This is a genomic window from Janthinobacterium sp. CG3, assembly GCF_000344615.1.
Lineage (GTDB): Bacteria > Pseudomonadota > Gammaproteobacteria > Burkholderiales > Burkholderiaceae_D > Janthinobacterium.
This window is the reverse complement of record NZ_KB467824.1, coordinates 4,238,157-4,260,897: the sequence shown is the minus strand read 5'-3', so window position 1 is coordinate 4,260,897 and position 22,741 is coordinate 4,238,157. Positions and strand designations below refer to the sequence as shown.

At 60.5% G+C, this 22,741-nt stretch carries 17 protein-coding genes, 1 tRNA gene and 2 pseudogenes; 13 read left to right on the top strand and 7 right to left on the bottom strand.

Annotated features, from left to right (window positions below; translation table 11 throughout):
- Window positions 1–135: 135 nt before the first annotated feature.
- The 3 genes from JANGC3_RS0118825 to JANGC3_RS32840 form a co-directional block, all read right to left on the bottom strand.
- Window positions 136–1,257: a beta-ketoacyl-ACP synthase III gene (locus tag JANGC3_RS0118825; protein WP_017878038.1), complete on the bottom strand. Its 1,122-nt coding sequence runs from the start codon at window positions 1,255–1,257 to the stop codon at window positions 136–138.
- A gap of 282 nt (window positions 1,258–1,539) precedes the next feature.
- Window positions 1,540–2,979: a S41 family peptidase gene (locus JANGC3_RS29615; protein WP_017878037.1), complete on the bottom strand. Its 1,440-nt coding sequence runs from the start codon at window positions 2,977–2,979 to the stop codon at window positions 1,540–1,542.
- Window positions 2,980–3,072: 93 nt separating this feature from the next.
- Window positions 3,073–3,501: a hypothetical protein gene (locus tag JANGC3_RS32840; RefSeq protein WP_232429733.1), complete on the bottom strand. Its 429-nt coding sequence runs from the start codon at window positions 3,499–3,501 to the stop codon at window positions 3,073–3,075.
- Window positions 3,502–3,528: 27 nt separating this feature from the next.
- Between JANGC3_RS32840 and JANGC3_RS0118815 the strand changes: the two genes are divergently transcribed.
- Both JANGC3_RS0118815 and JANGC3_RS0118810 read left to right on the top strand, forming a co-directional pair.
- Complete coding sequence (locus JANGC3_RS0118815) at window positions 3,529–5,772, top strand: TonB-dependent receptor plug domain-containing protein (RefSeq protein WP_026133175.1); 2,244 nt, start codon at window positions 3,529–3,531, stop codon at window positions 5,770–5,772.
- A gap of 263 nt (window positions 5,773–6,035) precedes the next feature.
- On the top strand, window positions 6,036–8,069 hold the full coding sequence (locus tag JANGC3_RS0118810; RefSeq protein ID WP_198292040.1) for a M13 family metallopeptidase: 2,034 nt from the start codon (window positions 6,036–6,038) through the stop codon (window positions 8,067–8,069).
- Here the strand turns inward: JANGC3_RS0118810 and JANGC3_RS29610 are convergent.
- On the bottom strand, window positions 8,059–10,221 hold the full coding sequence (locus JANGC3_RS29610; protein WP_051068330.1) for a putative bifunctional diguanylate cyclase/phosphodiesterase: 2,163 nt from the start codon (window positions 10,219–10,221) through the stop codon (window positions 8,059–8,061). The two genes, JANGC3_RS0118810 and JANGC3_RS29610, sit on opposite strands and share 11 nt — an antisense overlap.
- 214 nt (window positions 10,222–10,435) lie before the next feature.
- Between JANGC3_RS29610 and JANGC3_RS0118800 the strand changes: the two genes are divergently transcribed.
- The 3 genes from JANGC3_RS0118800 (at window position 10,436) to JANGC3_RS32835 (ending at window position 15,266) form a co-directional block, all read left to right on the top strand.
- Complete coding sequence (locus JANGC3_RS0118800) at window positions 10,436–12,496, top strand: M13 family metallopeptidase (RefSeq protein WP_026133173.1); 2,061 nt, start codon at window positions 10,436–10,438, stop codon at window positions 12,494–12,496.
- 200 nt (window positions 12,497–12,696) lie between these two features.
- The gene (locus JANGC3_RS34155; protein WP_017878033.1) at window positions 12,697–14,601 is read left to right on the top strand and encodes a methyl-accepting chemotaxis protein; all 1,905 of its coding nucleotides are present in this window, start codon (window positions 12,697–12,699) and stop codon (window positions 14,599–14,601) included.
- A 347-nt stretch (window positions 14,602–14,948) separates the two neighbouring features.
- Complete coding sequence (locus tag JANGC3_RS32835; protein WP_157406734.1) at window positions 14,949–15,266, top strand: DUF6506 family protein; 318 nt, start codon at window positions 14,949–14,951, stop codon at window positions 15,264–15,266.
- 223 nt (window positions 15,267–15,489) lie between these two features.
- Here the strand turns inward: JANGC3_RS32835 and JANGC3_RS0118790 are convergent, their stop codons facing one another.
- Window positions 15,490–16,071: a c-type cytochrome gene (locus tag JANGC3_RS0118790; RefSeq protein WP_026133172.1), complete on the bottom strand. Its 582-nt coding sequence runs from the start codon at window positions 16,069–16,071 to the stop codon at window positions 15,490–15,492.
- Window positions 16,072–16,268: 197 nt separating this feature from the next.
- On the opposite strand from JANGC3_RS0118790, the gene JANGC3_RS0118785 reads away from it, so the two are divergent.
- The 3 genes from JANGC3_RS0118785 (at window position 16,269) to JANGC3_RS0118775 (ending at window position 18,441) form a co-directional block, all read left to right on the top strand.
- Window positions 16,269–16,344 (top strand) — tRNA-Arg (locus JANGC3_RS0118785).
- A 665-nt stretch (window positions 16,345–17,009) separates the two neighbouring features.
- Window positions 17,010–17,630, top strand: a complete 621-nt coding sequence (locus tag JANGC3_RS0118780) for a HEPN domain-containing protein (RefSeq protein WP_017878031.1) — start codon at window positions 17,010–17,012, stop codon at window positions 17,628–17,630.
- Window positions 17,631–17,856: 226 nt separating this feature from the next.
- Complete coding sequence (locus JANGC3_RS0118775; RefSeq protein WP_017878030.1) at window positions 17,857–18,441, top strand: recombinase family protein; 585 nt, start codon at window positions 17,857–17,859, stop codon at window positions 18,439–18,441.
- 177 nt (window positions 18,442–18,618) lie between these two features.
- Here the strand turns inward: JANGC3_RS0118775 and JANGC3_RS33890 are convergent.
- Window positions 18,619–18,825: pseudogene (locus JANGC3_RS33890) on the bottom strand (ATP-binding protein); the annotation flags it as partial.
- A gap of 27 nt (window positions 18,826–18,852) precedes the next feature.
- Window positions 18,853–19,092: pseudogene (locus JANGC3_RS34150) on the bottom strand (tyrosine-type recombinase/integrase); the annotation flags it as partial.
- Window positions 19,093–19,519: 427 nt separating this feature from the next.
- Between JANGC3_RS34150 and JANGC3_RS0118765 the strand changes: the two are divergent.
- The 5 genes from JANGC3_RS0118765 (at window position 19,520) to JANGC3_RS32820 (ending at window position 22,733) form a co-directional block, all read left to right on the top strand.
- On the top strand, window positions 19,520–19,816 hold the full coding sequence (locus tag JANGC3_RS0118765) for a type II toxin-antitoxin system RelE/ParE family toxin (protein ID WP_017878028.1): 297 nt from the start codon (window positions 19,520–19,522) through the stop codon (window positions 19,814–19,816).
- Between the two features lie 16 nt (window positions 19,817–19,832).
- Window positions 19,833–20,951, top strand: coding sequence for a HigA family addiction module antitoxin (locus JANGC3_RS31775; RefSeq protein WP_026133171.1), 1,119 nt, complete (start codon window positions 19,833–19,835; stop codon window positions 20,949–20,951).
- A 25-nt stretch (window positions 20,952–20,976) separates the two neighbouring features.
- Complete coding sequence (locus tag JANGC3_RS31770; protein WP_081611915.1) at window positions 20,977–21,468, top strand: hypothetical protein; 492 nt, start codon at window positions 20,977–20,979, stop codon at window positions 21,466–21,468.
- A 51-nt stretch (window positions 21,469–21,519) separates the two neighbouring features.
- Window positions 21,520–21,750: a DUF2188 domain-containing protein gene (locus JANGC3_RS31765; RefSeq protein ID WP_081611914.1), complete on the top strand. Its 231-nt coding sequence runs from the start codon at window positions 21,520–21,522 to the stop codon at window positions 21,748–21,750.
- 71 nt (window positions 21,751–21,821) lie between these two features.
- Complete coding sequence (locus tag JANGC3_RS32820; RefSeq protein WP_157406731.1) at window positions 21,822–22,733, top strand: hypothetical protein; 912 nt, start codon at window positions 21,822–21,824, stop codon at window positions 22,731–22,733.
- The last annotated feature ends 8 nt before the right edge of the window (window positions 22,734–22,741 follow it).

Here is a 22,741-nt window from a genome sequence, read left to right as displayed (position 1 = left end):
TGGGCGAACGGGAAGGCTGGCAAATGCCTAGCCGGCTTAGTATAAACCGCACCGCCCGGGGGCTCGGAGGCGCCGGCGACGTCGAACATCAAGCCAAGGCCGGACCCCGCCGGCGCCGCTTGCAGCCTTACAGCCTTACAGCTTGCGCACCACCACGCAGCCGATCGAATAGCCGGCGCCGAAGGAGCAGATCACGCCCAGCGCGCCGGCGGCCAGGTCGTCCTGGTGCTTGTGGAAGGCGATGATGGAGCCGGCCGACGAGGTGTTGGCGTAGCTGTCGAGGATCACCGGCGCCTCCAGCGGCTCGGCGTCGCGGCCCAGCACCATGCGCGAAATCAGCAGGTTCATGTTCAGGTTGGCCTGGTGCAACCAGTAGCGGCTCACCTGCGGCACTTCCAGGCCGGCCTTGGCGATGGTCGCCTTGATCATCTCGGCGGCCATCGGGCAGACGTCCTTGAAGACCTTGCGGCCCTGCTGGCGGAACAGCTTGTCGGCCTTGCCGTTGCCGGACTCGTCGAAGCGGTTCAGGAAGCCGAAGTTGTTGCGGATGTTGTTCGAGAAGCTGGTTTTCAGCGCCGTCTCGACGATTTCAAACTGGTGGTGCGAGCTCGCCGCGTCCTTGGCCTCGACGATAATCGCGGTGCAGGCGTCGCCGAAAATGAAGTGGCTGTCGCGGTCGCGCCAGTTCAGGTGGCCGCTGGTGATTTCCGGGTTCAGCACCAGCACCGCGCGGGCCTGGCCGCTTTTCACGGCCGCCACCGCGGTCTGGATGCCGAAGGTGGCCGACGAGCAGGCCACGTTCATGTCGAAGCCGTAGCCGTCGATGCCCAGCGCCTGCTGCACCTCGACCGCCAGCGCCGGGTAGGCGCGCTGCATATTGCTGCAGGCCACCAGCACCATGTCGATGTCGGCGGCGCTGCGGCCGGCGCGGTCGAGCGCGTGGCGGGCGGCGGCCACGGCCATTTCGGCCTGCAGCGACAACTCGTCGTCGCCGCGTTCGGCGATGCGCGAGACCATGCGCGCCGGGTCGAGGATGCCTTCCTTCTCCATCACGTAGCGGGCCTTGATGCCGGAGGCCTTTTCGATGAAGCCCACGCTCGACCCTTCGATCCCGGTAAGCTCGCCGGCGGCGATGGCGGCGGCGTTGTCGGCGTTGAATTGCGCCGCGTAGGTGTTGAAGCAGGTGACCAGCTCTTCATTGGAGATCGAAAATGGCGGCGTGTACAGTCCGGTGCCGCTGATGACGACTTGTTTCATGGATAAGCTTTCAAATTAGGTGGTAATGCACTGCCGATAAGTGAGACAAATTCTACACAAACCTGTTCGATCATAGAGATATTCATGGGACGGACCCTGTTTATTTCAATGTTGTACGTCGATTATAGGTGCTGGCCGCAGACGCAAACGAAACCAGGGGCTTCACCCCGGGGCCAGACCTGATGGTCTGGTCCCGGCTCGTTGCCGCTGGTTTTTTTGATTGTGGCGGCGCGCCAACGGCGCCGTCCATAAAAAACGGCGCCTCGAAGGCGCCGTCGTCACTTATTTTTTTCCGGGAATCTTCTTCGGATCGCTGACCTGCACGATCGCCGAGTCCGACTTGGCCAGTTGTACCGGCAAGCCCTTCAAATGGTTCAGCGCCTGGCCCAGCTGGAAGTCGTCCTTGCTGCCGTATTCCAGCGGCTTGCGTTTCTTCTCCATCGCGACGATGCGCATCTGCTCCTCCAGCTCGTCGCGCCCGCCCTTGACCGTTTCCTTGTCGCGGTCGTTGCTCAGGTGCTTTTCCAGGTCGGCTTCGCGGGTGCGCAGGCTGTTCAAGCCGTCGCCGTCGGCGTTCTCGTCAACCAGCAGGTCGGGCGAGATGCCCTTGGCCTGGATCGACCGCCCCTTCGGCGTGTAGTAGCGCGCCGTGGTCAGCTTGACGGCGGTGTCGGCCGTCAGTTGGCGGATGGTTTGCACCGAACCCTTGCCGAAAGTCTGGCTGCCGATGATGGTGGCGCGCTTGTAGTCCTGCAGCGCGCCGGCGACGATTTCCGAGGCCGAGGCCGAGCCGGTGTTGACCAGCACCACCATCGGCACGCTCTTGACCGCCTCCGGCAGCTTGGCCAGCGCGTCGGCCTCGCTGCGCAGCGCGTAATATTCGGCGCGGCCGTAGAAAATCTGTTTCGAGTCGGGCAACTGGCCGTTGGTCGAGACGATCGCCGCGTCCTTCGGCAGGAACGCCGCCGACACGCCGATGGCGCCCTGCAGTACGCCGCCGGGATCGTTGCGCAGGTCCAGCACCAGGCCCTTCAGGTTCGGGTCCTGCTGGTACAGTTCGGTGATCTTGGCGGCCATGTCGTCCACCGTCGGCTCCTGGAACTGCGCCACGCGCAGCCAGGCGTAGCCGGGTTCGACGATTTTCGCCTTCACGCTCTTCTGGTGGATTTCCTCGCGCGCGATGATGAACACCAGCGGCTGCGGCTCGTCCTTGCGGGCGATCGTCAGCGTCACCTTGCTGCCCGGCTCGCCGCGCATTTTCTTGACCGAGTCGTCCAGGCTCATGCCCTTGACCGGCGTGGCGTCGAGCCGGGTGATCAGGTCGCCCGCCTTGATGCCGGCGCGGTAGGCCGGCGAATCCTCGATGGGGGCGACGATCTTGATGTAGCCGTCCTCGCTCAGGCCGATTTCAATGCCCAGGCCGACGAACTTGCCCTGCGACCCCTCGCGCAGTTCGGCGTAGGCCTTCTTGTCGAGGTAGGCGGAGTGCGGGTCGAGCGACGCGACCATGCCGGTAATGGCCTCGGTCAACAGTTTCTTGTCCTCGACCTGCTCGACATAGTCCGACTTGATCAGGCCGAACACGTCGGCCAGCTGGCGCAACTCTTCGAGCGGCAGCACCGGCTCGACCTGCTTTTGCGCCATCGCGGAAAACTGCAGCGAGACGGCGACGCCGGCAATGACGCCCAGGCCCACCAGGCCGGTATTTTTGAGTTTGCCCATGTTTCACCTGTCGATGCTAAAAATACACGCCGGTCCGGAAGGAGCGGCGCTACGATCCAGTATAGCCCCGAATCTTTGCTAGCGTAATGGGCGCTACGATTTTGCTGACGCAACCCTACTGTACGCCGATTTGGCGCCGTCGCAAGACTGTTTTGCCGCTGTTTTGTCAGCGCCGCGGCGGCCGTGTAATGTTTTTGTTGAAGACCGTAAGAAATTGTAAATAGCCGCGCCGCGCGCCGGCCGCCGCCCTATAGTCGGCTTGCAACTTCCCTGTACTTGTAATGGTTTTTCGCCTGCGCCGATACCGACGCAGGCTTTTTTTTCGAATGATTTCCTAGCGCCGGGAGGGCGCCGCCGTGGCGCGGCATCCGCGCCAATGTCGATGGCGATGTCGATGTCGATGGCGATGTCGATGTCGATGTGTATCGTAAAGTAAAAAACGCCGCCCCGGGCCGCCGTTGCGCCGCCCTGGCGCATAGAATACGGCCATTGACAGTCCCAGCCGCCGCCATGACTTGGCACGGCGCCACCTCCTAATTCCACGACCCCATGAGTCCATTGATCCCCGCCGCCTGCTTGATTTTGCTGGGCGCCAGCGTCGGCGCGGCGCAAGCGGCCGGCCAGAGCGCGCCGGCCGCCGGCGCCGATCCGACGCCCGCCAGCCAGAGCGCGCCACCGCCCGCGCCCGCCGCCGACGCCAAGACGCCCGCGCCGGCGCAGGTGATCGTCAACGGCAGCCGCGCCAGCGACATGGACGCGCGCCGGCAGTCGACCGCCGGCAAGCAGATCTACGGCCGCGAGGAACTCGACCGCAACGGCGACAGCAACCTGGGCGACATCCTCAAGCGCCTGCCGGGCGTGACGATGGGCGGGCGGCCCGGGCGCGGCGGCGAAATCCGCATGCGCGGCCTGGGCAGCGGCTACACCCAGGTGCTGCTGAACGGCGAGCGCGCGCCGCCGGGCTTTTCGATGGATACGCTGTCGCCCGACCAGGTCGAACGCATCGAGGTGATGCGCGGCCCGGTCGCCGAGCACAGCACCCGCGCCATCGCCGGCACCATCAACATCGTGCTGCGCGACGGTTACCAGCAGCGCGACAAGCAACTCAAGCTGAGCGACACGATCGAGCAGGGCCTGCACGCGCCCAACGTTTCGCTGCTGGTGCCGGGCAAGGTTGGCGCGCTGACCTACACGCTGTCGGCGTCGGTGTTTGAAAACCGCCAGCAAGACGGCAGCGCCACGCACAACCGCGACACCGAGGCCGACGGCGACGTCGTGAAACAGCAGGACCTGTTCGAGCGGAGCGAACGGCGTGGCCGCGGCATCCACCTGACGCCGCGGCTGTCGTATAAATTCGACGGCGGCGACACGCTGAACTTCCAGCCTTTTTTAATGAGTTCGCGCAGCGACGGCGCCAGTAGCAGCGCGCTGACGCAAAGCATCGGGCCGCTGCCGCCCGAATACGCCGACGCGCGGGCGCGCTCGCAGGCGTCGAGCACCTTCCTGCGCGGCTTCGGCAACTGGCTCCACAAGTTCGAGGGCGCCTCCAAGCTGGACGTCAAGTTCGGCTTTGGCCGCGGCCGCAGCGCCAGCGAGGCCCAGCGCGAGCAGTTCGGCGACGGCGGCGCGCTGCTGAACCGCATCGTCGACAGCGACGCCACCCGCGACCGCAGCGCCAACACCGGCGGCAAATACACCACGCCGCTGGGCCGGGGCCACTTGCTGGCGGCCGGCTGGGACGCCGAATGGAACCAGCGCGAGCAAAGCCGCGTGTCGCTCGACAACGGCGCGCCGCAGTTCGCCGACTCGGGCGACAACCTGCAGGCCGACACGCGCCGCTTCGCCGGCTTCGTGCAGGACGAGTGGGACATCACGCCGCAATGGTCGGCCTACTTCGGCCTGCGCTGGGAAGGCATCCGCACCACCAGCAGCCGGGCCGGCGCCGACATCGCCAACCAGAGCCGGGTCTGGAGTCCCTTGCTGCACGGCGTCTGGCGCATTCCGGGCAGCGAAAAGGACCAGGTGCGCATGAGCCTGACGCACAGTTACAAGGCGCCGTCGCTGGCCGACCTGATCGCGCTGCCGTCGCTGTCGCGCCTGAACAGCGCGACCCGGCCCGACCGTACCGGCAACCCGAACCTGAAGCCGGAGCTGGCGACCGGCCTCGACGTGGCCTACGAACACTACCTGGGGCGCAGCGGCATCGTCAGCGTCAGCGGCTTCGTGCGCGACATCGACAATCTGATGCGGCGCGACACCACGCTGCAAAACACCGCGACCGGGCCGCGCTGGGTCTCGACGCCGACCAACATCGGCAAGGCGCGCACCAGCGGCATCGAACTGGAGGCCAAATTCCAGCTGGCCGAGTTTGTCGAGAACGCGCCGGCGATTGATTTCCGCAGCAACTACAGCCGCTTCTGGTCCGACGTCGACGGCATTCCCGGCCCCAACAACCGGCTCGACCAGCAGGCCAAGGCCAGCGCCAACGTCGGCCTCGACTACCGCATGAAGGATGTGCCGCTGACGCTGGGCGGCAGCTTCAACTGGAGCCCGGGCAGCACCGTCCGGACCAGCCTGAGCGAAACCGTGACCGGCGGCGCCAAGCGCGCGCTGGACCTGTACGGCCTGTGGAAGTTCAACCCGCGCACGCAATTGCGCGTTTCCGCGAGCAACCTGCTGGCCGACGACGCCGACAGCGGCCGGGTGGTCGACACCGGCGGCCTGGCGCAAATGGCGGAAACCAGCGCGCGCACCTACGCCGTCTGGAGCGTCCGGCTCGAAACCAAGTTCTAAGCGACAGCGCCGGGGTCAGACCAGCAGGTCCGACCCCGGGGTTACGCCCTTGGTTTGACGCGCAAGTTTGTCCCGCATCAATACGCCAAAAATCACCGCCACATCGAGACCTGGCCCCGCAGTGCAGGGGGCGTGCGCGTGGAAAATCGTCGGGGGCCGTGCTACATTGGCACCCGGCGCGCCCGGCCATTCCGCCCGGCGGCCTTTTCTTACCTGCCCCCTAAGGACACTTTGTGAAACGATATCTTTTGAGTGCGTTGACCATGACTCTGCTGACTACCTTGAGCCACGCCGCCGACACCGCGCAGTCCCAGCCGGCCGCCGCCGCGCCGCGTTCCGGCGTCGATGTGCAGTACATCGACGCCGGCGTGCGCGCGCAGGACGATTTTTTCGCCCATTTGAACGGCCAGTGGCTGAAAACGACCGAGATCCCCGCCGATAAGTCGAGCTGGGGCTCGTTCGCCAAGCTGCGCGACGATACGCTGCCGCAGTTGCGCGCCATTGTCGAGGCGGCCCAGCAGGCCGGGCAGGGCAGTGGCGCCAAGGCCGGCGCCGCCGCCGCCGAGCAGCAAAAAATCGGCGACCTGTACGCCAGTTATATGGACGAGAAGCGGCTCGACGCGCTGGGCGCCAAGCCGCTCGCCGGCGAGTTCAGCCGCATCCGCGCCTTGCGCGACAAGAAAGCGATTCCGGCGCTGGTCGCGCATCTGGCGCAGATCGGCGTGGCCGCGCCGTACGCCATCTATATCGGCCAGGACGCGCGCGCGTCGACCCGCTACGCCGTGTATGTCGGCCAGAGCGGGCTGGGCATGCCCGACCGTGATTATTACCTCGACGCCAAGCTGGCCGAGGTGAAGACGAAGTACCAGTTGCACGTCGAGAAGATGCTGGCCCTGGCCGGCGGCAAGCGCGCCGGCGCCGACGCCAAGGCGGTGGTGGCGCTGGAAACCGCGCTGGCCCAGGTACAGTGGACCAAGGTCGAGAACCGCGACCCGGTCAAGCGCTATAACAAGGTCGCGCTGGCCCAGCTCGACGCGCTCACGCCCGGCTACGATCTCCGCGGCGGCATGGCGGCGGCCGGCGTCGCCGCCAAGGTCGATTATGTGATCGCCAGCCAGCCCAGCTATCTGGGCGCCCTGCAAAAGATCGTCGAGCAGACCGACCTGGCGACTTGGCAGGCGTATTTCGAGTGGCAGTTGTTGCGCAGCTACGCGCCTTATCTGTCGAGCGATTTCGCCGACGCCCATTTCGCCTTTTACGGCACCACCATCACCGGTGTGACGGCGCAGCCGCCGCGCTGGAAGCGCGGCGTCGCGGCGGTCGAGGGCGCGCTGGGCGAGGCGGTCGGCAAGCTGTATGTGGCGCGGCATTTCCCGGCCGAGCGCAAGGCGCGCATGGAGACGCTGGTGCGCAACCTGATGCTGGCCTACCGCCAGAGCATCGACACGCTCGAGTGGATGAGCCCGGAGACCAAGCGCGAGGCGCAGGCCAAGCTGGCCAAGTTTACGCCGAAGATCGGTTATCCGAGCAAGTGGCGCGACTACGGCGCGCTGGCGATCGCCCGCGGCGAGCTGGTGGGCAATATGATGCGCGCCGCCGATTTCGGCTACAAACGCCAGTTGAACAAGCTGGGCATGCCGGTCGACCGCGAGGAGTGGGGCATGACGCCGCAGACGGTGAACGCCTATTACAGTTCGACGATGAACGAGATCGTGTTCCCGGCGTCGATCCTGCAGCCGCCGTTCTTCGACGCCGGCGCCGACGACGCCGTCAACTACGGCGCCATCGGCGCGGTGATCGGCCACGAGATCAGCCACGGCTTCGACGACAAGGGCAGCCAGTCCGACGGCGACGGCAATCTGCGCGACTGGTGGGGCGCGCAGGACCGCAAGAACTTCGCCGCCAAGACCGACGCGCTGGTCCGGCAGTACAGCCGCTACAGCCCGCTGCCGGGCTACCAGGTGAACGGCGAGCTGACGCTGGGCGAGAACATCGCCGACAACTCCGGCCTGGCGGTTGCCTACAAGGCTTACCGGCTGTCGCTGGGCGGCCAGGAGGCGCCGGTGATCGACGGCCTGAGCGGCGACCAGCGCTTCTACATGGGCTTTGGCCAGGTCTGGCGCAGCAAGATGCGCGAGCCGCAGCAGATCGTGCAGATCAAGTCCGATCCGCATTCGCCCGGCCAGTTCCGCGCCAACGGCACGGTGGTCAACCAGCCCGGCTTCTACGACGCGTTCGACGTCAAGGAAGGCGACAAGATGTATCTGGCGCCGGAGCAGCGCGTCATCATCTGGTAGGCCGAGGCGCCGGCGGCGCGCGCACGCGCTCGCGCGGCCCCTTGCCGGCGCCCAGCAGCAGCGCGAAGTCGTGCGGCGGCAGCGCCGCCGAAAACAGGAAGCCCTGGGCGTAGTCGCAGCCGGCGGTTTTCAGCCAGTGGCGCTGTTCGGCCGTTTCGACGCCTTCGGCGATCACTTTCAGGCCGAGTTTGTGCGCCATGACGATGATGGTTTCGGCAAAGACCCGGCTGTCGCCGTCGGCGGCCGTGTCCTGCACGAACGACTGGTCGATTTTCAGGTAGTCGACCTTGAATTTTTTCAGGTAGGCCAGCGACGAGTAGCCGGTGCCGAAGTCGTCGATGGCCAGTTCGATGCCGGCGCTGTGCAGGTCGTCGAGCTTGGTCCTGACCCACGGCAGGTCGCTGAGCAGCACCCCTTCGGTGATTTCCACGCTCAGGCAGTTGCTCTCGGGGCCGCTGCGCGCCAGGTAGGTGTCCCAATTCTTCATCCGCGCCTTGCTCATGAATTCCACCGGCGACTTGTTGACGCTGATTTGAAACGGCGCGCCCAGCCATTCGCCCCATTGGCGCGCGGTGGCCGCCGCCTGCCCCAGCACCCAGTCGCCGATTTCGCCGATCAGGCCGGTCTCCTCGGCCAGGCCGATGAATTTGTCCGGCAGCATGAGGCCGGTCTGCGGATGGCGCCAGCGCAGCAGCGCCTCGGCCTTAACGATGCCGCCGCGCGCCAGGTCGACGATGGGCTGGTAGTACACCGCCAGCTGCTGCTGCGACAGCGCGCGGCGCAGCTCGTCGATCATCTTCAGGCGCACCCAGGCCGCCTCGCGCATGCCGGCGGTGAAGAAGCTGAAGCGGTTGCGTCCGCTGTTCTTGGCCACGTACATGGCCTGGTCGGCGTTGCCGAGCAGGTTTTCGGGCTTGTGCGCGTCCTGCGGGTAGAGCGTGATGCCGATGCTGCAGGAAATTTGCACCTCCTTGTTGCGCACCTTGAAGGGCAGGGCCAGGGCGTCGAGGATGGCCTGGGCCAGGATTTCGACGTGGCCGATCCTGCTGACGTCGCCGAGGATGACGGTGAACTCGTCGCCGCCCAGGCGCGCCACCGTGTCGGTGTCGCGCACGCAGGCGCTGATGCGCTGCGCCACCTGCCGCAGCAACTGGTCGCCGGCGTCGTGGCCGAGGCGGTCGTTGACCTCCTTGAAGCCGTCCAGGTCGATGAAAAACAGCGCCAGCGGCAGGCCGCTGCGCCCGGCGCGTTTGACTTCTTGTTCGAGCCGGTCGCGGAACAGGCTGCGGTTCGGCAGGTTGGTCAGGAAGTCGTAGGTGGCGCTGCGGCGGATGCGCTGCTCGGTTTGCTTGCGCTCGGTGACGTCGCGCGCGCTGCCGGCGATGGCCTCGACCTTGCCCTGCCGGTTGGTCACCGGCACCAGCAGGAAGTCGTAGGTCGCGCAGGTCGCCCGGTCCCCGCCCTCGAGCGGATACGGCATTTCGTCGCGGTGGATGAGCTTGCCGTCGATGACGCGCCGGAAGTACTGGCGCAGGTCGGCCGCCGCCGGCGCGCCCAGCTCGGCCAGGGTCTTGCCGACGATTTGTTGCAGCGAGCGCTGGTACACATTGGTCAGCGCCTTGTTGGCGTAGATCAGCCTGCCGTCCAGGTCGAAAATATAGTTCAGGTCGGGCGACGACGACAGCAGCGTGTCGAACAGGCGGGTGAAGCGCTCGCTGTCGCTGGCGTAGCGCGCCAGCGACTCGCTCAGGGCCTGGTCGAGCGCCTCGTTGAAGCGGGTCAGCTCGGCGACGGCGGCGCGCTCGCCGGCCGCGACGGTGTTACGCCATAGCCGCAGCACGCTGGCGCGCAAGGCGCGGTATTCGGCCATCGCGTCGTTGATGCTGAAACCCTCGGCGACGCGCGCCGCGCCGTGCATTTCGGCCTCGCTGGCGGCCTTGCCGCGCGGTCCGCGGCCCTTGGATTTTTCATCCTGCTGCAGGTCGCTCTGCGCCTGGTCGAGGTCGTCGGCGATCGCGCCCAGGATACCCCGGGCGTGGTCGCGCAGCGCCTCGGTGTCCATGCCGCGCGCCGACGGGATTTGCTTGGCAAACTGTTCCCACTGCTCCAGGATGGAATCGGTCCGCGCGCGTATAAAGTCCGATAGTGTCATGTGCTTTGCGTGCCGTGGTCGTACCATCGTTAGACCGCGGTAGCGTAATTAGTTCGGGCGCCGCGCGGCGCGCGCCGTGGTCTTTTCGTCTTTATGGCAAGCTGGCTAACGGTATGGCGCGGCTCTATGATACAGTCGAAAAATCCGGCCAGCCGATCCGAACGCTGGTCAGGAATCTCAGGCGTTACCGCTGTTAAACTTGATAAGGAATGATGTGAAACGATATTTACTTAGCGCATTAACTTTGAGTCTGCTGGCCGGTGTTGCCGGCGCGGCCGACGTGGCCAAGCACGCCGTCGCCAAGAGCGCCCCGGGCGGCGCGGCGCCGGTGTCGGGCATTGCCGTCGAGTATGTCGACGCCGGCGTGCGCGCGCAGGACGATTTCTTCAACCATTTGAACGGCAAATGGCTGGCCGCGACGGAAATTCCGGCCGACAAGGCGAGCTGGGGCAGCTTCGCCAAACTGGCCGACGACACCCAGCCGCAGTTGCGCGGCATTATCGAGGCGGCGGCCGCCAACCCGAACCGCGCGGCCGGTTCCGACGCCCAGAAAATCGGCGATTTTTACGCCAGTTACATGAACGAGCAAAAACTTGAGCAACTGGGCCTGGCGCCGGTGGCGCCGTTCCTGGCCCGCGTCGCCGCGCTGAGCGACAAGAAGCAGATTCCGGCGCTGCTGGCGACCTTCAGCAAAATGGGCGTGGGCGCGCCGTACGACTTCGGCATCCACCAGGACGCCAAGGATTCGACCAAGTACGTGGCCGACTTCGCCCAGGGCGGCCTGGGCCTGCCCGACCGCGACTATTATCTGGAGGCCGACAAGGCCCCCCTGCGCGCCACCTACCTGAGCCACGTCGAGAAGATGCTGGCGCTGGGCGGCGACGGCAACGCCGCCGCCAACGCCAAGGACATCGTGGCGCTGGAAACGGCGTTGGCCAAGGTGCAGTGGAGCAACGTCGAGAACCGCGATCCGGTGAAGGCCTACAACAAGCTGGAACTGGCGCAACTGGCGGCGTTGACGCCGGGCCACGACTGGCAGCCGTATCTGGCCGAGGCCGGCATCAGCGGCAAGGTCAGCTACGTCATCGTCAGCCAGCCGAGCTACCTGAAGGGCTTCAACGCGGTGCTGGAAACCACCCCGCTGGCGGTGTGGAAGGCGTATTTCCAGTGGCACCTGCTGCACAGCACCGCGCCCTACCTGAGCAAGGCCTTCGTCGACGAGAACTTCGCCTTTTACGGCACGGCGCTGACCGGCGTGACCGAAATGCGGCCGCGCTGGAAGCGCGGCGTCGGCGCGGTCGAGGCGGCGCTGGGCGAGAGCGTCGGCAAGCTGTACGTCGAGCAATACTTCCCGGCCGAGCGCAAGGCGCGCATGGAGGTGCTGGTGAAGAACCTGATGGTGGCTTACAAGCAGAGCATCGACAAGCTCGACTGGATGAGCCCGGCCACCAAGAAGCAGGCGCAGGACAAGCTGTCCAAGTTCACCACCAAGATCGGCTATCCGAACAAGTGGCGCGACTACAGCGCGCTGACGGTGACGCAGGACGACTTGCTGGGCAACGTGCTGCGTTCGCGCGCGGTCAGCCACGCGCGCGAAGTCGACAAGCTGGGTAAGCCGATCGACCGCGACGAGTGGGGCATGACGCCGCAGACGGTGAACGCCTATTACAACCCGGAACTGAACGAGATCGTCTTCCCGGCCTCGATCCTGCAGCCGCCGTTCTTCGACGCCAACGCCGACGACGCGGTCAACTACGGCGCCATCGGCGCGGTGATCGGCCACGAGATCAGCCACGGCTTCGACGACCAGGGCGCGCAGTACGACGGCGACGGCAATCTGCGCGACTGGTGGAGCAAGGCCGACCACAAGAACTTCGCCGCCAAGACCAAGCAACTGGTGGCGCAGTACAACGCCTTCAGCCCGGTCAAGGGCCACCACGTCAACGGCGAGCTGACGCTGGGCGAGAACATCGCCGACAACTCCGGCGTGGCGATCGCCTACAAGGCCTACAAGCTGTCGCTGGCCGGCAAGAAGGCGCCGGTGCTTGACGGCTTCACCGGCGAGCAGCGCTTCTACGCCGGCTTCGCCCAGGTGTGGCGTATGAAGATGCGCGAGGCGCAGCAACTGGTGCTGCTGAAAACCGACCCGCATTCGCCCGGCCAGTTCCGCGCCAACGGCACCATGCGCAACCAGCCCGGCTTCTACAGCGCCTTCGGCGTCAAGCAGGGCGACAAGATGTACCTGCCGCCGAAAGAGCGCGTCATCATGTGGTAAGCCGGTTTCCGGTGTGAGGTAGAGCTGCCGCCCGGTTCGCGCCGGGCGGCATTTTTTATGGGCGCGCGATGTGTTGCGCCGGCAGGCGGTCTTGTTTCCTCGTTGACAGCGCGGATTGAAGCGATTATATCTATACGGCAACGTAAACAAGCGTCGCACCATCCACCGCGCGCCATTCGAGAGGAAGTATTTTGACAGACATGTTCCGCACCAGCCAATCCCGTTTCATCACCCTGTTCAGCCTGGTTTTCGTGGTGCTGCTGGTGATGACGCTGGCCGTCATCCATTTTTTCGTCACGCCGGACCTGAAGCGCACCGAGGGCATGGTGGTCGGCTTTGACGTGAGTAAAATTTCCACCAAGATCACCGAGCAACTGCGGCAGGTGGAGGCGCAGCAGCGCAGCATCACGCAGACGGTGGCGCTGATGGACAGCGCGGCCATCGACGTCTTGCTGCCGGGCCTGGTCGACCAGTACTCCGACCCGAACGTCTTCGGCGGCGGCATCTGGCCGCTGCCGAAGAAGCGCGATCCCGAGCGCGACAAGTTCAGCACCTTTTTCGCCCGCGACGCCGCCAACAAGCTGGTCGTCAACACCCATTGGAATTCGCCGGAGTCGCTGAAATACTTCGAGCAGAGCTGGTATTTGGGCGGGCTCAAGTCGGCCAAGGGCCATTGCGACTGGGCCAAGGCCTACAAGGACGACGCCAGCGCGCAGCCGCGCACCAACTGCGCCATGCCGATCTACAAAGACAACGAGCTGTACGGCGTGGCCACCATCGACGTCACGCTGGGCTTCTTCAACCGCCTGGTGGCCGACATGGAGGCGGCGATCCACGGCCAGATCCTGATCGTCGAGCGCGACGGCAAGATTGTCAGCAACAGCTCCCACATCAAGGGCGAGATCGTGCTCAAGAAGGTCGACGACCTGGCGGCCAGCTCGCCGATGGCGGCGGAAATCGCCCGCCTGCTGCCCAAGCTCGACGCCCAGGGCGCGGCGGAATCGGCCTACCGCGACGACGGCAGCCACCACACGCTGTTCCTGAAGGCGATTCCGGGCAGCCCGTGGGTGCTGGCGACCGGTTTGCCGACCAGCCAGCTGACCGAGCAAAGCGAGCGCATCCTGGGCAAGCTGGGCATGGTGCAAATTCCCATCGCGCTGCTGCTGCTGGCCATGTTCATCGGCTGCATCCGCCTGTTCATGGGCCGCCTGGGGGTGCTCAAGGCCAACATCGACGCGCTGTCGGCCGGCGACGCCGACCTGACGCGGCGCCTGCCGGGCGGCGGCGGCAGCGAGTTCAACGACGTTGCCGGCAGCTTCAACAATTTTATCGAACGGTTGCAGCAGATGATGCGCGAAATCGGCCGCAGCACCGGCTCGATCGCGCTGGCCTCGCGCGAAATCGCTAGCGGCAACCAGGACCTGTCGGCGCGCACCGAAGGGCAGGCCAGCGCGCTGGAGCAGACCGCCGCGTCGATGGAGGAGCTGACCGGCACCGTCAAGCAAAACGTCAGCAGCGGCCACGAGGCCAACCGGCTGGCGCTGGACGCCTCGAAGGTGGCGGCGCAGGGCGGCGCGGTGGTGGCGCAGGTGGTCGACACGATGGGCGCGATTGAACGCTCGTCGAAGAAAATCGCCGACATCATCAGCGTCATCGACGGCATCGCCTTCCAGACCAATATCTTGGCGCTGAACGCCGCCGTCGAGGCGGCCAGGGCCGGCGAGCAGGGCCGCGGCTTCGCGGTGGTGGCGTCGGAGGTGAGGAATTTGGCGCACCGCTCGGCGGCGGCGGCCAAGGAAATCGGCGCGCTGATCGTTGAATCGGTGCACAACGTCGATACCGGCACTAAACTGGTCGACCAGGCCGGCGCCACCATGCAGGACATCGTTGCCGGCACCAACAAGGTGGCCAACATCATCGGCGAAATCCTGCTGGCGAGCCAGGAGCAGGAAACCGGCATCGGCCAGGTCAACCAGGCCATCGTCCAGCTCGACGACACCACCCAGCAGAACGCCGCGCTGGTGGAGCAGGCGGCGGCGGCGGCGCAGTCGATGCAGCAGCAGACCAGCAAGCTCGAGCAGATTATCGGCGGTTTCAAGCTGTAACGCGCCGCGCGCGTCGGGCGCCGCCGCCGATTCGGGGTCAGACCCCAGGTGTAACGGCTCGCGTTTGAACGCGGTCGTGCTCGCATTCGCCGCCGTTTTCGGCTCACACTACCTGAAGATCGTCTCGTTAAAATCTAGACGACCAGGCGACAATGGCTCGGATATGCCGCATCTAGCCATTTGGGACGCACAAAACGTCTCATGTCGGCGTCACGCATCGGTAGACCAATACGCTACAATTCATCCGCCACGGTCGCTCATCAACCGGCCAGTGGCGGCCCGGTGTGTGACGAATGCAAGTCGACGCGGTTTCCAGGTGCAACATAATTCTGACATAAGGCGTTTCCATGGCCCTCACCCAATTTGCAATGATCATCAAAGGACCGGGTTACGACCCAGCTATCCATCGCGCCTCAATAAATTCGCCTCTATTTTCCACGACCATTGTCTGCGTTTCGTCGTTTGAAGAGGCCGTTGTTGCCGCGCAAAGCTTGACTGAGCAGGGTATCCAATTGATCGAGTTGTGCGGTGGGTTTTCCAAAGAACAAGCATCTGCTCTACACGTTTCTTTGGCGATTACAGTTCCAGTCGGTGTGGTGCAATACTCCTTCGAGGAGCAGCAAAGTCTTGCTAAGCTTTTTGGCAAGCCAGCGTCACCTCACTAAATGGGCAACGGTGAGCCCACTTCCGGGAAATCGCTACGTCCGCTCTGGGGCGGCTCATTTGCAGGTATTGCGAACCGTTAGACCTAGGGGTCCGGCCTCCGGCCCGTCACCCTTGGTCGGTGTTGGTATTCAGCCTCACAGCGCCGCAACAAACATAAAAAAAGCCGCCCGGTTGCCAGGGCGGCTTTTTTAGCAACGCGCCGGTTAAACCGGCGCCAATCGATTATTTCTTGACTTCAGCTGCTGGCGCTGCCGCGGCTGCGGACGCGTCGGCAGGGGCCGCCGCGGCGGCTGGTGCCGGAACCGCTGGCTCCTTGAACTTGGCGCCGGAACCGTTGGCCATGTACACCACGGCGCGCGCGACTTCAACATCGTCCAGATCCGGGTTGCCGCCTTTGGCTGGCATGGCGCGGATACCTTCGATAGCGTGCTTGAGCAGCGTGTCGTAACCTTGGGCAATGCGGCCCGACCAGGCGGCGTTGTCGCCCAGTTTCGGTGCGCCGGCGGCGCCGGTGGCGTGGCAGGCGGCGCAAATGGCGGTGTACACGGCCTCGGCGGCTTGCAATTGCTTCGGCGCGTTCGAATCCTTGAGCGTGAAGCCCTCGTCGGCAACCGGGCGCAGACGCTCGGCGACCACTTGCGGGTCTTGGCTGTCGGAACCGCGGCCGGTCAGTTTTTCAGCAGTGACGTATTGCACCAGCAAAACAATACCGATGACGGTGACGAGGAAGAAGCCTGCAACTGCAGCAACGAGTTGCTTAGGCGTTCTGATGGCGGATTCGTGTTCGTTGTGTGCGTCGCTCATGATTTCCTTACAATTTTCGAGGCTGGTGGCAGTGCGGCGTATCGTTTTTGCATGTCTCGATGCAAACCTTCGCCAAACCCGCGATTATAGACTCAAAGAATCCGCTTTGGAATGCAATTTCCCCGAGATACGACACTTTCCATGGACGGACGCGCAGAAAGGCGGTATCCTTCGGTTCACTTCAGATTTTCCCCAGCGCGGCTGTAGCTCAGTGGATAGAGTATTGGCCTCCGAAGCCAAGGGTCGTGGGTTCGATCCCCGCCAGCCGCACCAGTTTTAGCAGTGAAATCAATGGGTTACCGTATCGCTGGTGGACGGCATGCACCGTTGCGATGCGTCATTATACCGATTCGTTGCTCTCAAACTGCTCTCGCTATTGACCATCCCCGGAACGACATTTCCTTGTTCTTCAGGTGCATTTGAGTTAATGCATTAGTTTGTGTCTCCCAAGCCCATGGTGGGCGTGCAAGCCGTCCTAAGCGCCCTCTTGGCCGTGCTCAGCATTGCCGCACCCTACCCCCCCATGCCTTGATTTTGAAGCATTTCGGCCTGTTACAGTGTTCTTGGGTAGCGACCCACCGGGGGGGGACCTCTGGCGTATGGGAAAACACACTCACTCGTCAAATCTCCAACAACAGCAACAGAATCGGTCTTTACCCCTCATTTTTGAATGAACCGCAAAACGTTGATACCGGGGGTCTTTTTCTACGGCCAAAAGAATTTCCAAGGACCAGCGCACCAGTTGACCTCATTGCTGCACTTTGCTGTGGTCAGCACACCACCGCCAGCAGCACACAACCCAATGGTCCTTCAGAAATCCTGAGACCGTGTTACCAGCATTGCGCGACTGCTCATGCGATCGTGCTTTCGTTTTGTGTTGAGGCTGTGGTACGTTGTACTAGGCGACCACAATAATTGCTTCTATTAAGGACAGGACTATGGCGATGGATGAACCGAAAATTGATGCTAAAACTTATGGGGTTAAGCATGATGGTAAGGTCATCGGGTGGATACCGAATACAGGGGACGGAAAGACTGACGCTGCGGCTGCGATGAAGGTATTGAAGGACGCTGGTCTCTACGTACCGACAACTCCGTTTCAGGCCATGTTCCGGCAAGCGCTATCGTTCTGCACGACTGCAAGCTACCTTTACAAGAAAGACTTAAGTGGGCAGCCTGTGAATCACTACAGTGCTGTTCCGTTCGTCGTCAACGCCGCGCTAGCGATTGAGCTTTACCTGAAGACTCTCTCAGCGGTGCATGGCAAGCCGTTACGTGGACATGAACTGCTCAAGTTGTTCGACAATCTACCTGCGGTGGCTATCGCAGAAATAGAGGCCCTGTGCCCTGCTGCTGCCGTTGGGCACAAAGTTAAGAAAGGTAGGTCTTATCGTGACTGCCTTCACGCGATGAACGATGCGTTCGTTGATTGGCGCTACCTTTACGAAAAGCAATCGACGGATGAGATAGTCTTGAACGAGGTAATTTTTTTACTTGATGCTGCTCACCACGCGTGTAGCGCATATGACAAGCCTAGCGGCTCCCCTAATGCCACTTAGGTAGTGCAGCTAAGAAGCTTGGCGCAGCTTACTGAAAATTTCAATTCGCAATCAGAGCATGTCTTCCCTGTTGAGCGTGTCAGCATAGGGTGTACCTCAGCATCACACATTTACCTGACAGTCTGCATCACGATTTGTGTCAGTTTAGGATTGGCATAAGATTTAGTTGACACATTTGAGTCATGGTCTTAGAATCTATCCTGACACTAACGCACAGGAAGACACCATGAAGACCGCAACCAAGCTCACAGGACAGACCATCGGATACATTCGGGTTAGTTCGCTTGACCAGAACACAGAGCGCCAGCTTGACGGCCTTCAGTTAGACCAAGTTTTCACCGACAAGGCATCCGGCAAGGACACAGACAGGCCACAGCTTCAGGCCGCTATCAAGCACGCTAGAGCGGGTGACACGTTCGTGATTCATTCCATGGATCGTCTTGCTAGGAATTCCGAGGACATGCAACGCATCGTCAGGGAACTCAAGGCCAAGGGCGTTACCGTTCACTTCGTCAAGGAAAAGCTCACGTTCACCGCTGGCACAGACAACGCAATGGATGAACTCATGTTCTCGATGCTTGCGGCGTTCGCACAGTTTGAGCGGTCGCTGATCCGTGAGCGCCAGCGTGAGGGTATCGCTGTGGCAAAGGCTAAGGGTGATGTGTACCTTGGTCGGAAGCCTGCACTGAATGCTGAACAGGTCGCGGACCTTCAGGCTAAGGCCGCAACGGGTGCAAAGAAGACCGCGCTTGCTAAGGAATTCGGTATCAGCCGTGAGACCCTTTACCAATATCTTCGCCAAGCTGCATAAGGGCGCTCAGGGGCGTTAAACGGGGCTGCGCTAGGGTTGGGGCAGTCTCAAACATTGAAGCCCACCAAGGCCGCATAAGCCTGTCTGCGTATTCCGGTCAACGTGACCGCTCATTCCGGTCTATCGTGACCGCTGCGCATGAGTTGATGTTACGCGGTTAAATTGTAATGTCTGCGGTTACGATGGGTCGATATTTCTCTCCTTTTTAACTGTTTTTGGCCGTTCGGCGCGCAGCGAATCGCCGGTCAGCGTGAAGCGGTGGTTGCGCTGCATGATGCGGTCGAGCACGGCGTCGGCGATGGTGGCGTCGCCGATCCACGCGTGCCAGTGCTCGACCGGCAACTGGCTGGTGATGATGGTGGCCTTGTTGCCGGCGCGGTCGTCGAAAGAGGCACCGTGCGCCGTGCGCGACATTCCGTTCTTCGTCTTGTTCAGGAAGATCGACCGGCGTTCAATGTCAACGTCCTCCCAACGGATACCAAGGATTTCTGAACGACGCATTGCCGTTTCGACCGCCAGCGGAACAATGTGCTTCAACTCCATGGAATGACTCGCTTGTACGATCAGGTCTATTTGATTCGGTCTGATTCGAGCCCCATTACTTCGCGGCAGGGCAGGGCGTGCAGTCTTCGGAACACCATTGGGAAGCACAATCCCCCATTCGGTCGAGGCAATGACGAATGCACGGTGCAGCAGATTCAGTTCATGCGTGACGGTCTGTGGCGACCTCAGGACCAGCCTGTTGCGCTTGTAGTCAACACAGCAGGCAGACAGCGGCCATGCCGCCGTCGATCATGGCTGGCGGAACCGCAGCACCGGTGACGGTTTCGCACGCACGGCATGCGTGTTGCGGATAAACATTGGCGATGCACGAAGAGGCGCGCCAACTCCACGTCCAACTGCCCCGTGACGCTGTCTTGGCATTCTTACAATCCATAAGCTGAAGAGCATCCTCGTACCATGAGGTCGCCTTATTTTGTTGCGCGTTGAGCGAAATCGTCTATAATTGCATCTTTACACCATGTGTAAAGTTGTACATTTCGATAAATCCTGATACCATACTTAGAGACATGGAGACATGGAAGTTACGTTCAAGAACAATGTGCACGATCGACTGGAGACAGAGCTTACCTACACGGCAGGCTTCGCGACTCCAATTGTTACGATGTATCGAAAACGGATGCAGATCATTCGTGCCGCCCCTGACGAACGCACATTTTATGCGTTGAAATCGTTACATTTCGAGAAGTTGAAGGGCAACCGAGCCGGGCAGTATTCGATGCGCCTTAATGATCAATGGCGACTCATCATCGAATTTTCTGTTGACCCAACGGGCAAGAGAGTCGTGATCATTGATATTGCGGACTATCATTAAAGGAGAGGAGAGAAAAATGGGTGCACGCATCCCCGCCGAAATTTTCCCGCCTGGAGAGTTCTTAAAAGATGAACTAGAGGCGAGAGGGTGGACTCAAGTGGAGTTCGCTGAGATTATTGGAAAAGATACGCGTTTGATAAGCGAAGTGATCAGTGGAAAACGGTCAGTTACGCCAGAGACTGCCATGGCGCTTGGCGAGGCACTTGACACAGGCGCGGAATTTTGGATGAATTTAGAGAGCCAGTATCAGCTTTCGAAAGTTCGACCAACTCAGACTTCGATCGCAAGAAAAGCAGCGTTGCATGGAAAATTTCCGGTTCACGAGATGATAAAGCGAGGCTGGATTGAGGCCAATAAAAATATCGAAATATTGGAGAAGCAAGTATTTGATTTCTTTGGAGTTGCTGCCAATGATGAAATTCCGTCATTCATGCACGCGGCAAAGAAAACTTCTTATAGTGACGCATCAATGCTGCAAATTGCATGGCTATGCAGAGCACGAAGTGCCGCCATGTCGTCGCCTGCTGAGAAGTATTCGGAAAGCAAGTGGAGCGTAGTGTGGGCTGAACTGCGAGAACAATTGGAGTTCATCGATGGAGTACGGAATGTTGCGTCTATCTTGCAAAAAGCCGGAATTAAATTTGTAATAATCGAACCTCTTCCTGGGTGCAAGATCGACGGCGCATGTTTTTGGCTTAACAAAGATACCCCAGTAATTGCACTTTCCTTGCGGTTTGATCGGGTTGACAATTTTTGGCATTCTCTATTTCATGAACTTGACCATGTGAAGCATAAAGAGGGTATGTCGCAACCGGTGATAGATATCGATATATTTAGTACGGAGCTAGGAGGGATGCCACCTATCGAAGTCCGGGCGAATGAGGCAGCATCACAATTTTTAGTTCCCAAGAAAGACTTAGAGGGGTTTATCGCGCGCGTTAACCCATCGTTTTCTGACGACCAAATTGTCGGATTTTCGCGACGAATGCGCGTTCATCCCGGGATTGTGGTCGGTCAGTTACAAAACCGCAAGTTGATTCCATATAGTTTCCATAGAAAATATCTAGAAAAAGTTCGCGCATTAGTTACTAGATCGGCTGTTACAGACGGTTTTCGCCAAATGTTAAATGATTGATTGTAATTTCACTTTCGAGGTATGAATGACTACTAAGAACGAATATTTACAGCAACTGGTTCCGCAATATCAAGCGGCAGGGAATAAATGGCCCGCCTCAACTCGCGAAGTTGCCCGTTGGGCCATCAGCACCGGAAAATGGGCACCTCATGCTTCTGCGATAGAAAGCCAATGCGCCGAAGAAATCGGACGCGCTCTTCGCGATGAATATGTCACCGATGAACAGGGGCGGCGCGTACGCACAAAGCATGCTGCCATTTATAACGCTGGCCCGGAACAATTCGTCTTATGGGATGATATTCGAACAGCGTCGCCTAAGCATATGAAGTTGGCTTTTCAGCAGCGACGAGTGCAAATTTTGGGTGACTGTAAACAATTAAAAAATGACGTGGATAGTTACAACGAAAATCAAAATTCTGAATTGGCTATTCAAATCGTATTCGATTTTGGAATAGATTTGGAAGAGTTGCAGTATGCGCGAGAGATTCGCAAAGAACGGCGCGGTTACGCGAATTAATGCTTGATAAGGTGTTTTCGTCTGTTAAGTATTAATTTATGAGGAATTAAAATGAAAAACTATCACATTACTAAATCGGCGGACGGAAATGGTTGGGCGCTCAAGAAGGAGGGGGGCGAGCGCGCCAGCTTGAAAGCGAGTACTAAAGCTGATCTGGTAAAAGCCACAAGTGAATTCATGCGGGGTAAGGAAGTTTCAGTAAAGATTCATAAGCAAGATGGAACCATCCAGGAGGAGCGCACTTACCCTGGAACGTCTGATCCATCCATCACACCAGGTTGATCTCCTGCATGACTAGGTGAATGTCAATGAGCCAGAGACGATTGTGGGATGATTAAATTTATTGTAAGCTTATGAGCGAAAAATCACACCGCATAGCATTCTCTTATTTCCTTGAAAATTGGACATATTCGAGAAATTTGAAGGAGATTTTATTGGATAAGGGCGAACAAATTTCTCCGGAGGAATATCGTTCCGAAATGAAAGGCGCGGTTTTTTGTCCAGAATGTACCACTCCTCTGAGCCGCACCCCAGAAGAGAACGATATACTTTCGAATTCGCGGACAGCTCATTTTAAACACAAGAAGACCTACCGACATATATATTGCTCACTCCGAGTTTCTAAATCGTCGGGCTTGCAATACCACAGTGAGGAAGAGGTTCGGAGGGCAGTCCAGAATAAAGATCTTGTCCTGATCGGCGGCTGGGCTGAGAACCCACCTGAAATACAAGATGGCGACGACCTAAACGATCTAGAATTTCGTCAGACACAAATCGAAGACCCTGATGGCCCTTCCACGGAAGTGCCCCTTGCCAGGCACACGGGGAAAAAGGTTTTGTTACCTACGAAGATATCCAGTGTTCTAGCAATTTGTAGAAATTTTGATAGAAATATTCACCGTGCGTTCTTTTTTCCCGACAGTCAATACGCTTTGCACCTCAGGAGCGTGTTGTTCGACGTGGCTCGACTGAAAGAAGATAGCCTCCCAGCGAGAGGAAATCTCTACTTCGGAAGAATAGTTAAATATTCGCAATTGAGTAGCAGAAATATAATATATTTAAAGGTCGAAAATTTTCCGGAATTAAAAATTTATACGTGGCCGAAATTTGATGACCGAAAGAGAATACATTCTAGTTCGATTGGAAGAGTTTTGTTATTTTACGGTGTCGTGACTGAGAAGGGTGAGGGGATTCCTCGCTGTATGACCCAGTCGTGGGGGCAATACAGCTTGTTGCCCCCGCAGTATGAGAAATATCTGCCGTAGAGATAATG

Bases quoted from the DNA above. Each gene is read 5' to 3' on its own strand.
- JANGC3_RS31775 (WP_026133171.1), top strand. From the start codon at position 19,833: ATGGGTGCACGCATCCCCGCCGAAATTTTCCCGCCTGGAGAGTTCTTA.
- JANGC3_RS0118790 (WP_026133172.1), bottom strand. From the start codon at position 16,071: ATGAGCGACGCACACAACGAACACGAATCCGCCATCAGAACGCCTAAG.
- JANGC3_RS0118815 (WP_026133175.1), top strand. From the start codon at position 3,529: ATGAGTCCATTGATCCCCGCCGCCTGCTTGATTTTGCTGGGCGCCAGC.
- JANGC3_RS31770 (WP_081611915.1), top strand. From the start codon at position 20,977: ATGACTACTAAGAACGAATATTTACAGCAACTGGTTCCGCAATATCAA.
- JANGC3_RS31765 (WP_081611914.1), top strand. From the start codon at position 21,520: ATGAAAAACTATCACATTACTAAATCGGCGGACGGAAATGGTTGGGCG.
- JANGC3_RS0118775 (WP_017878030.1), top strand. From the start codon at position 17,857: ATGAAGACCGCAACCAAGCTCACAGGACAGACCATCGGATACATTCGG.
- JANGC3_RS29610 (WP_051068330.1), bottom strand. From the start codon at position 10,221: ATGACACTATCGGACTTTATACGCGCGCGGACCGATTCCATCCTGGAG.
- JANGC3_RS0118780 (WP_017878031.1), top strand. From the start codon at position 17,010: ATGGCGATGGATGAACCGAAAATTGATGCTAAAACTTATGGGGTTAAG.
- JANGC3_RS0118825 (WP_017878038.1), bottom strand. From the start codon at position 1,257: ATGAAACAAGTCGTCATCAGCGGCACCGGACTGTACACGCCGCCATTT.
- JANGC3_RS0118765 (WP_017878028.1), top strand. From the start codon at position 19,520: ATGGAAGTTACGTTCAAGAACAATGTGCACGATCGACTGGAGACAGAG.
- JANGC3_RS32820 (WP_157406731.1), top strand. From the start codon at position 21,822: ATGAGCGAAAAATCACACCGCATAGCATTCTCTTATTTCCTTGAAAAT.
- JANGC3_RS32835 (WP_157406734.1), top strand. From the start codon at position 14,949: ATGGCCCTCACCCAATTTGCAATGATCATCAAAGGACCGGGTTACGAC.
- JANGC3_RS29615 (WP_017878037.1), bottom strand. From the start codon at position 2,979: ATGGGCAAACTCAAAAATACCGGCCTGGTGGGCCTGGGCGTCATTGCC.
- JANGC3_RS0118810 (WP_198292040.1), top strand. From the start codon at position 6,036: ATGACTCTGCTGACTACCTTGAGCCACGCCGCCGACACCGCGCAGTCC.
- JANGC3_RS34155 (WP_017878033.1), top strand. From the start codon at position 12,697: ATGTTCCGCACCAGCCAATCCCGTTTCATCACCCTGTTCAGCCTGGTT.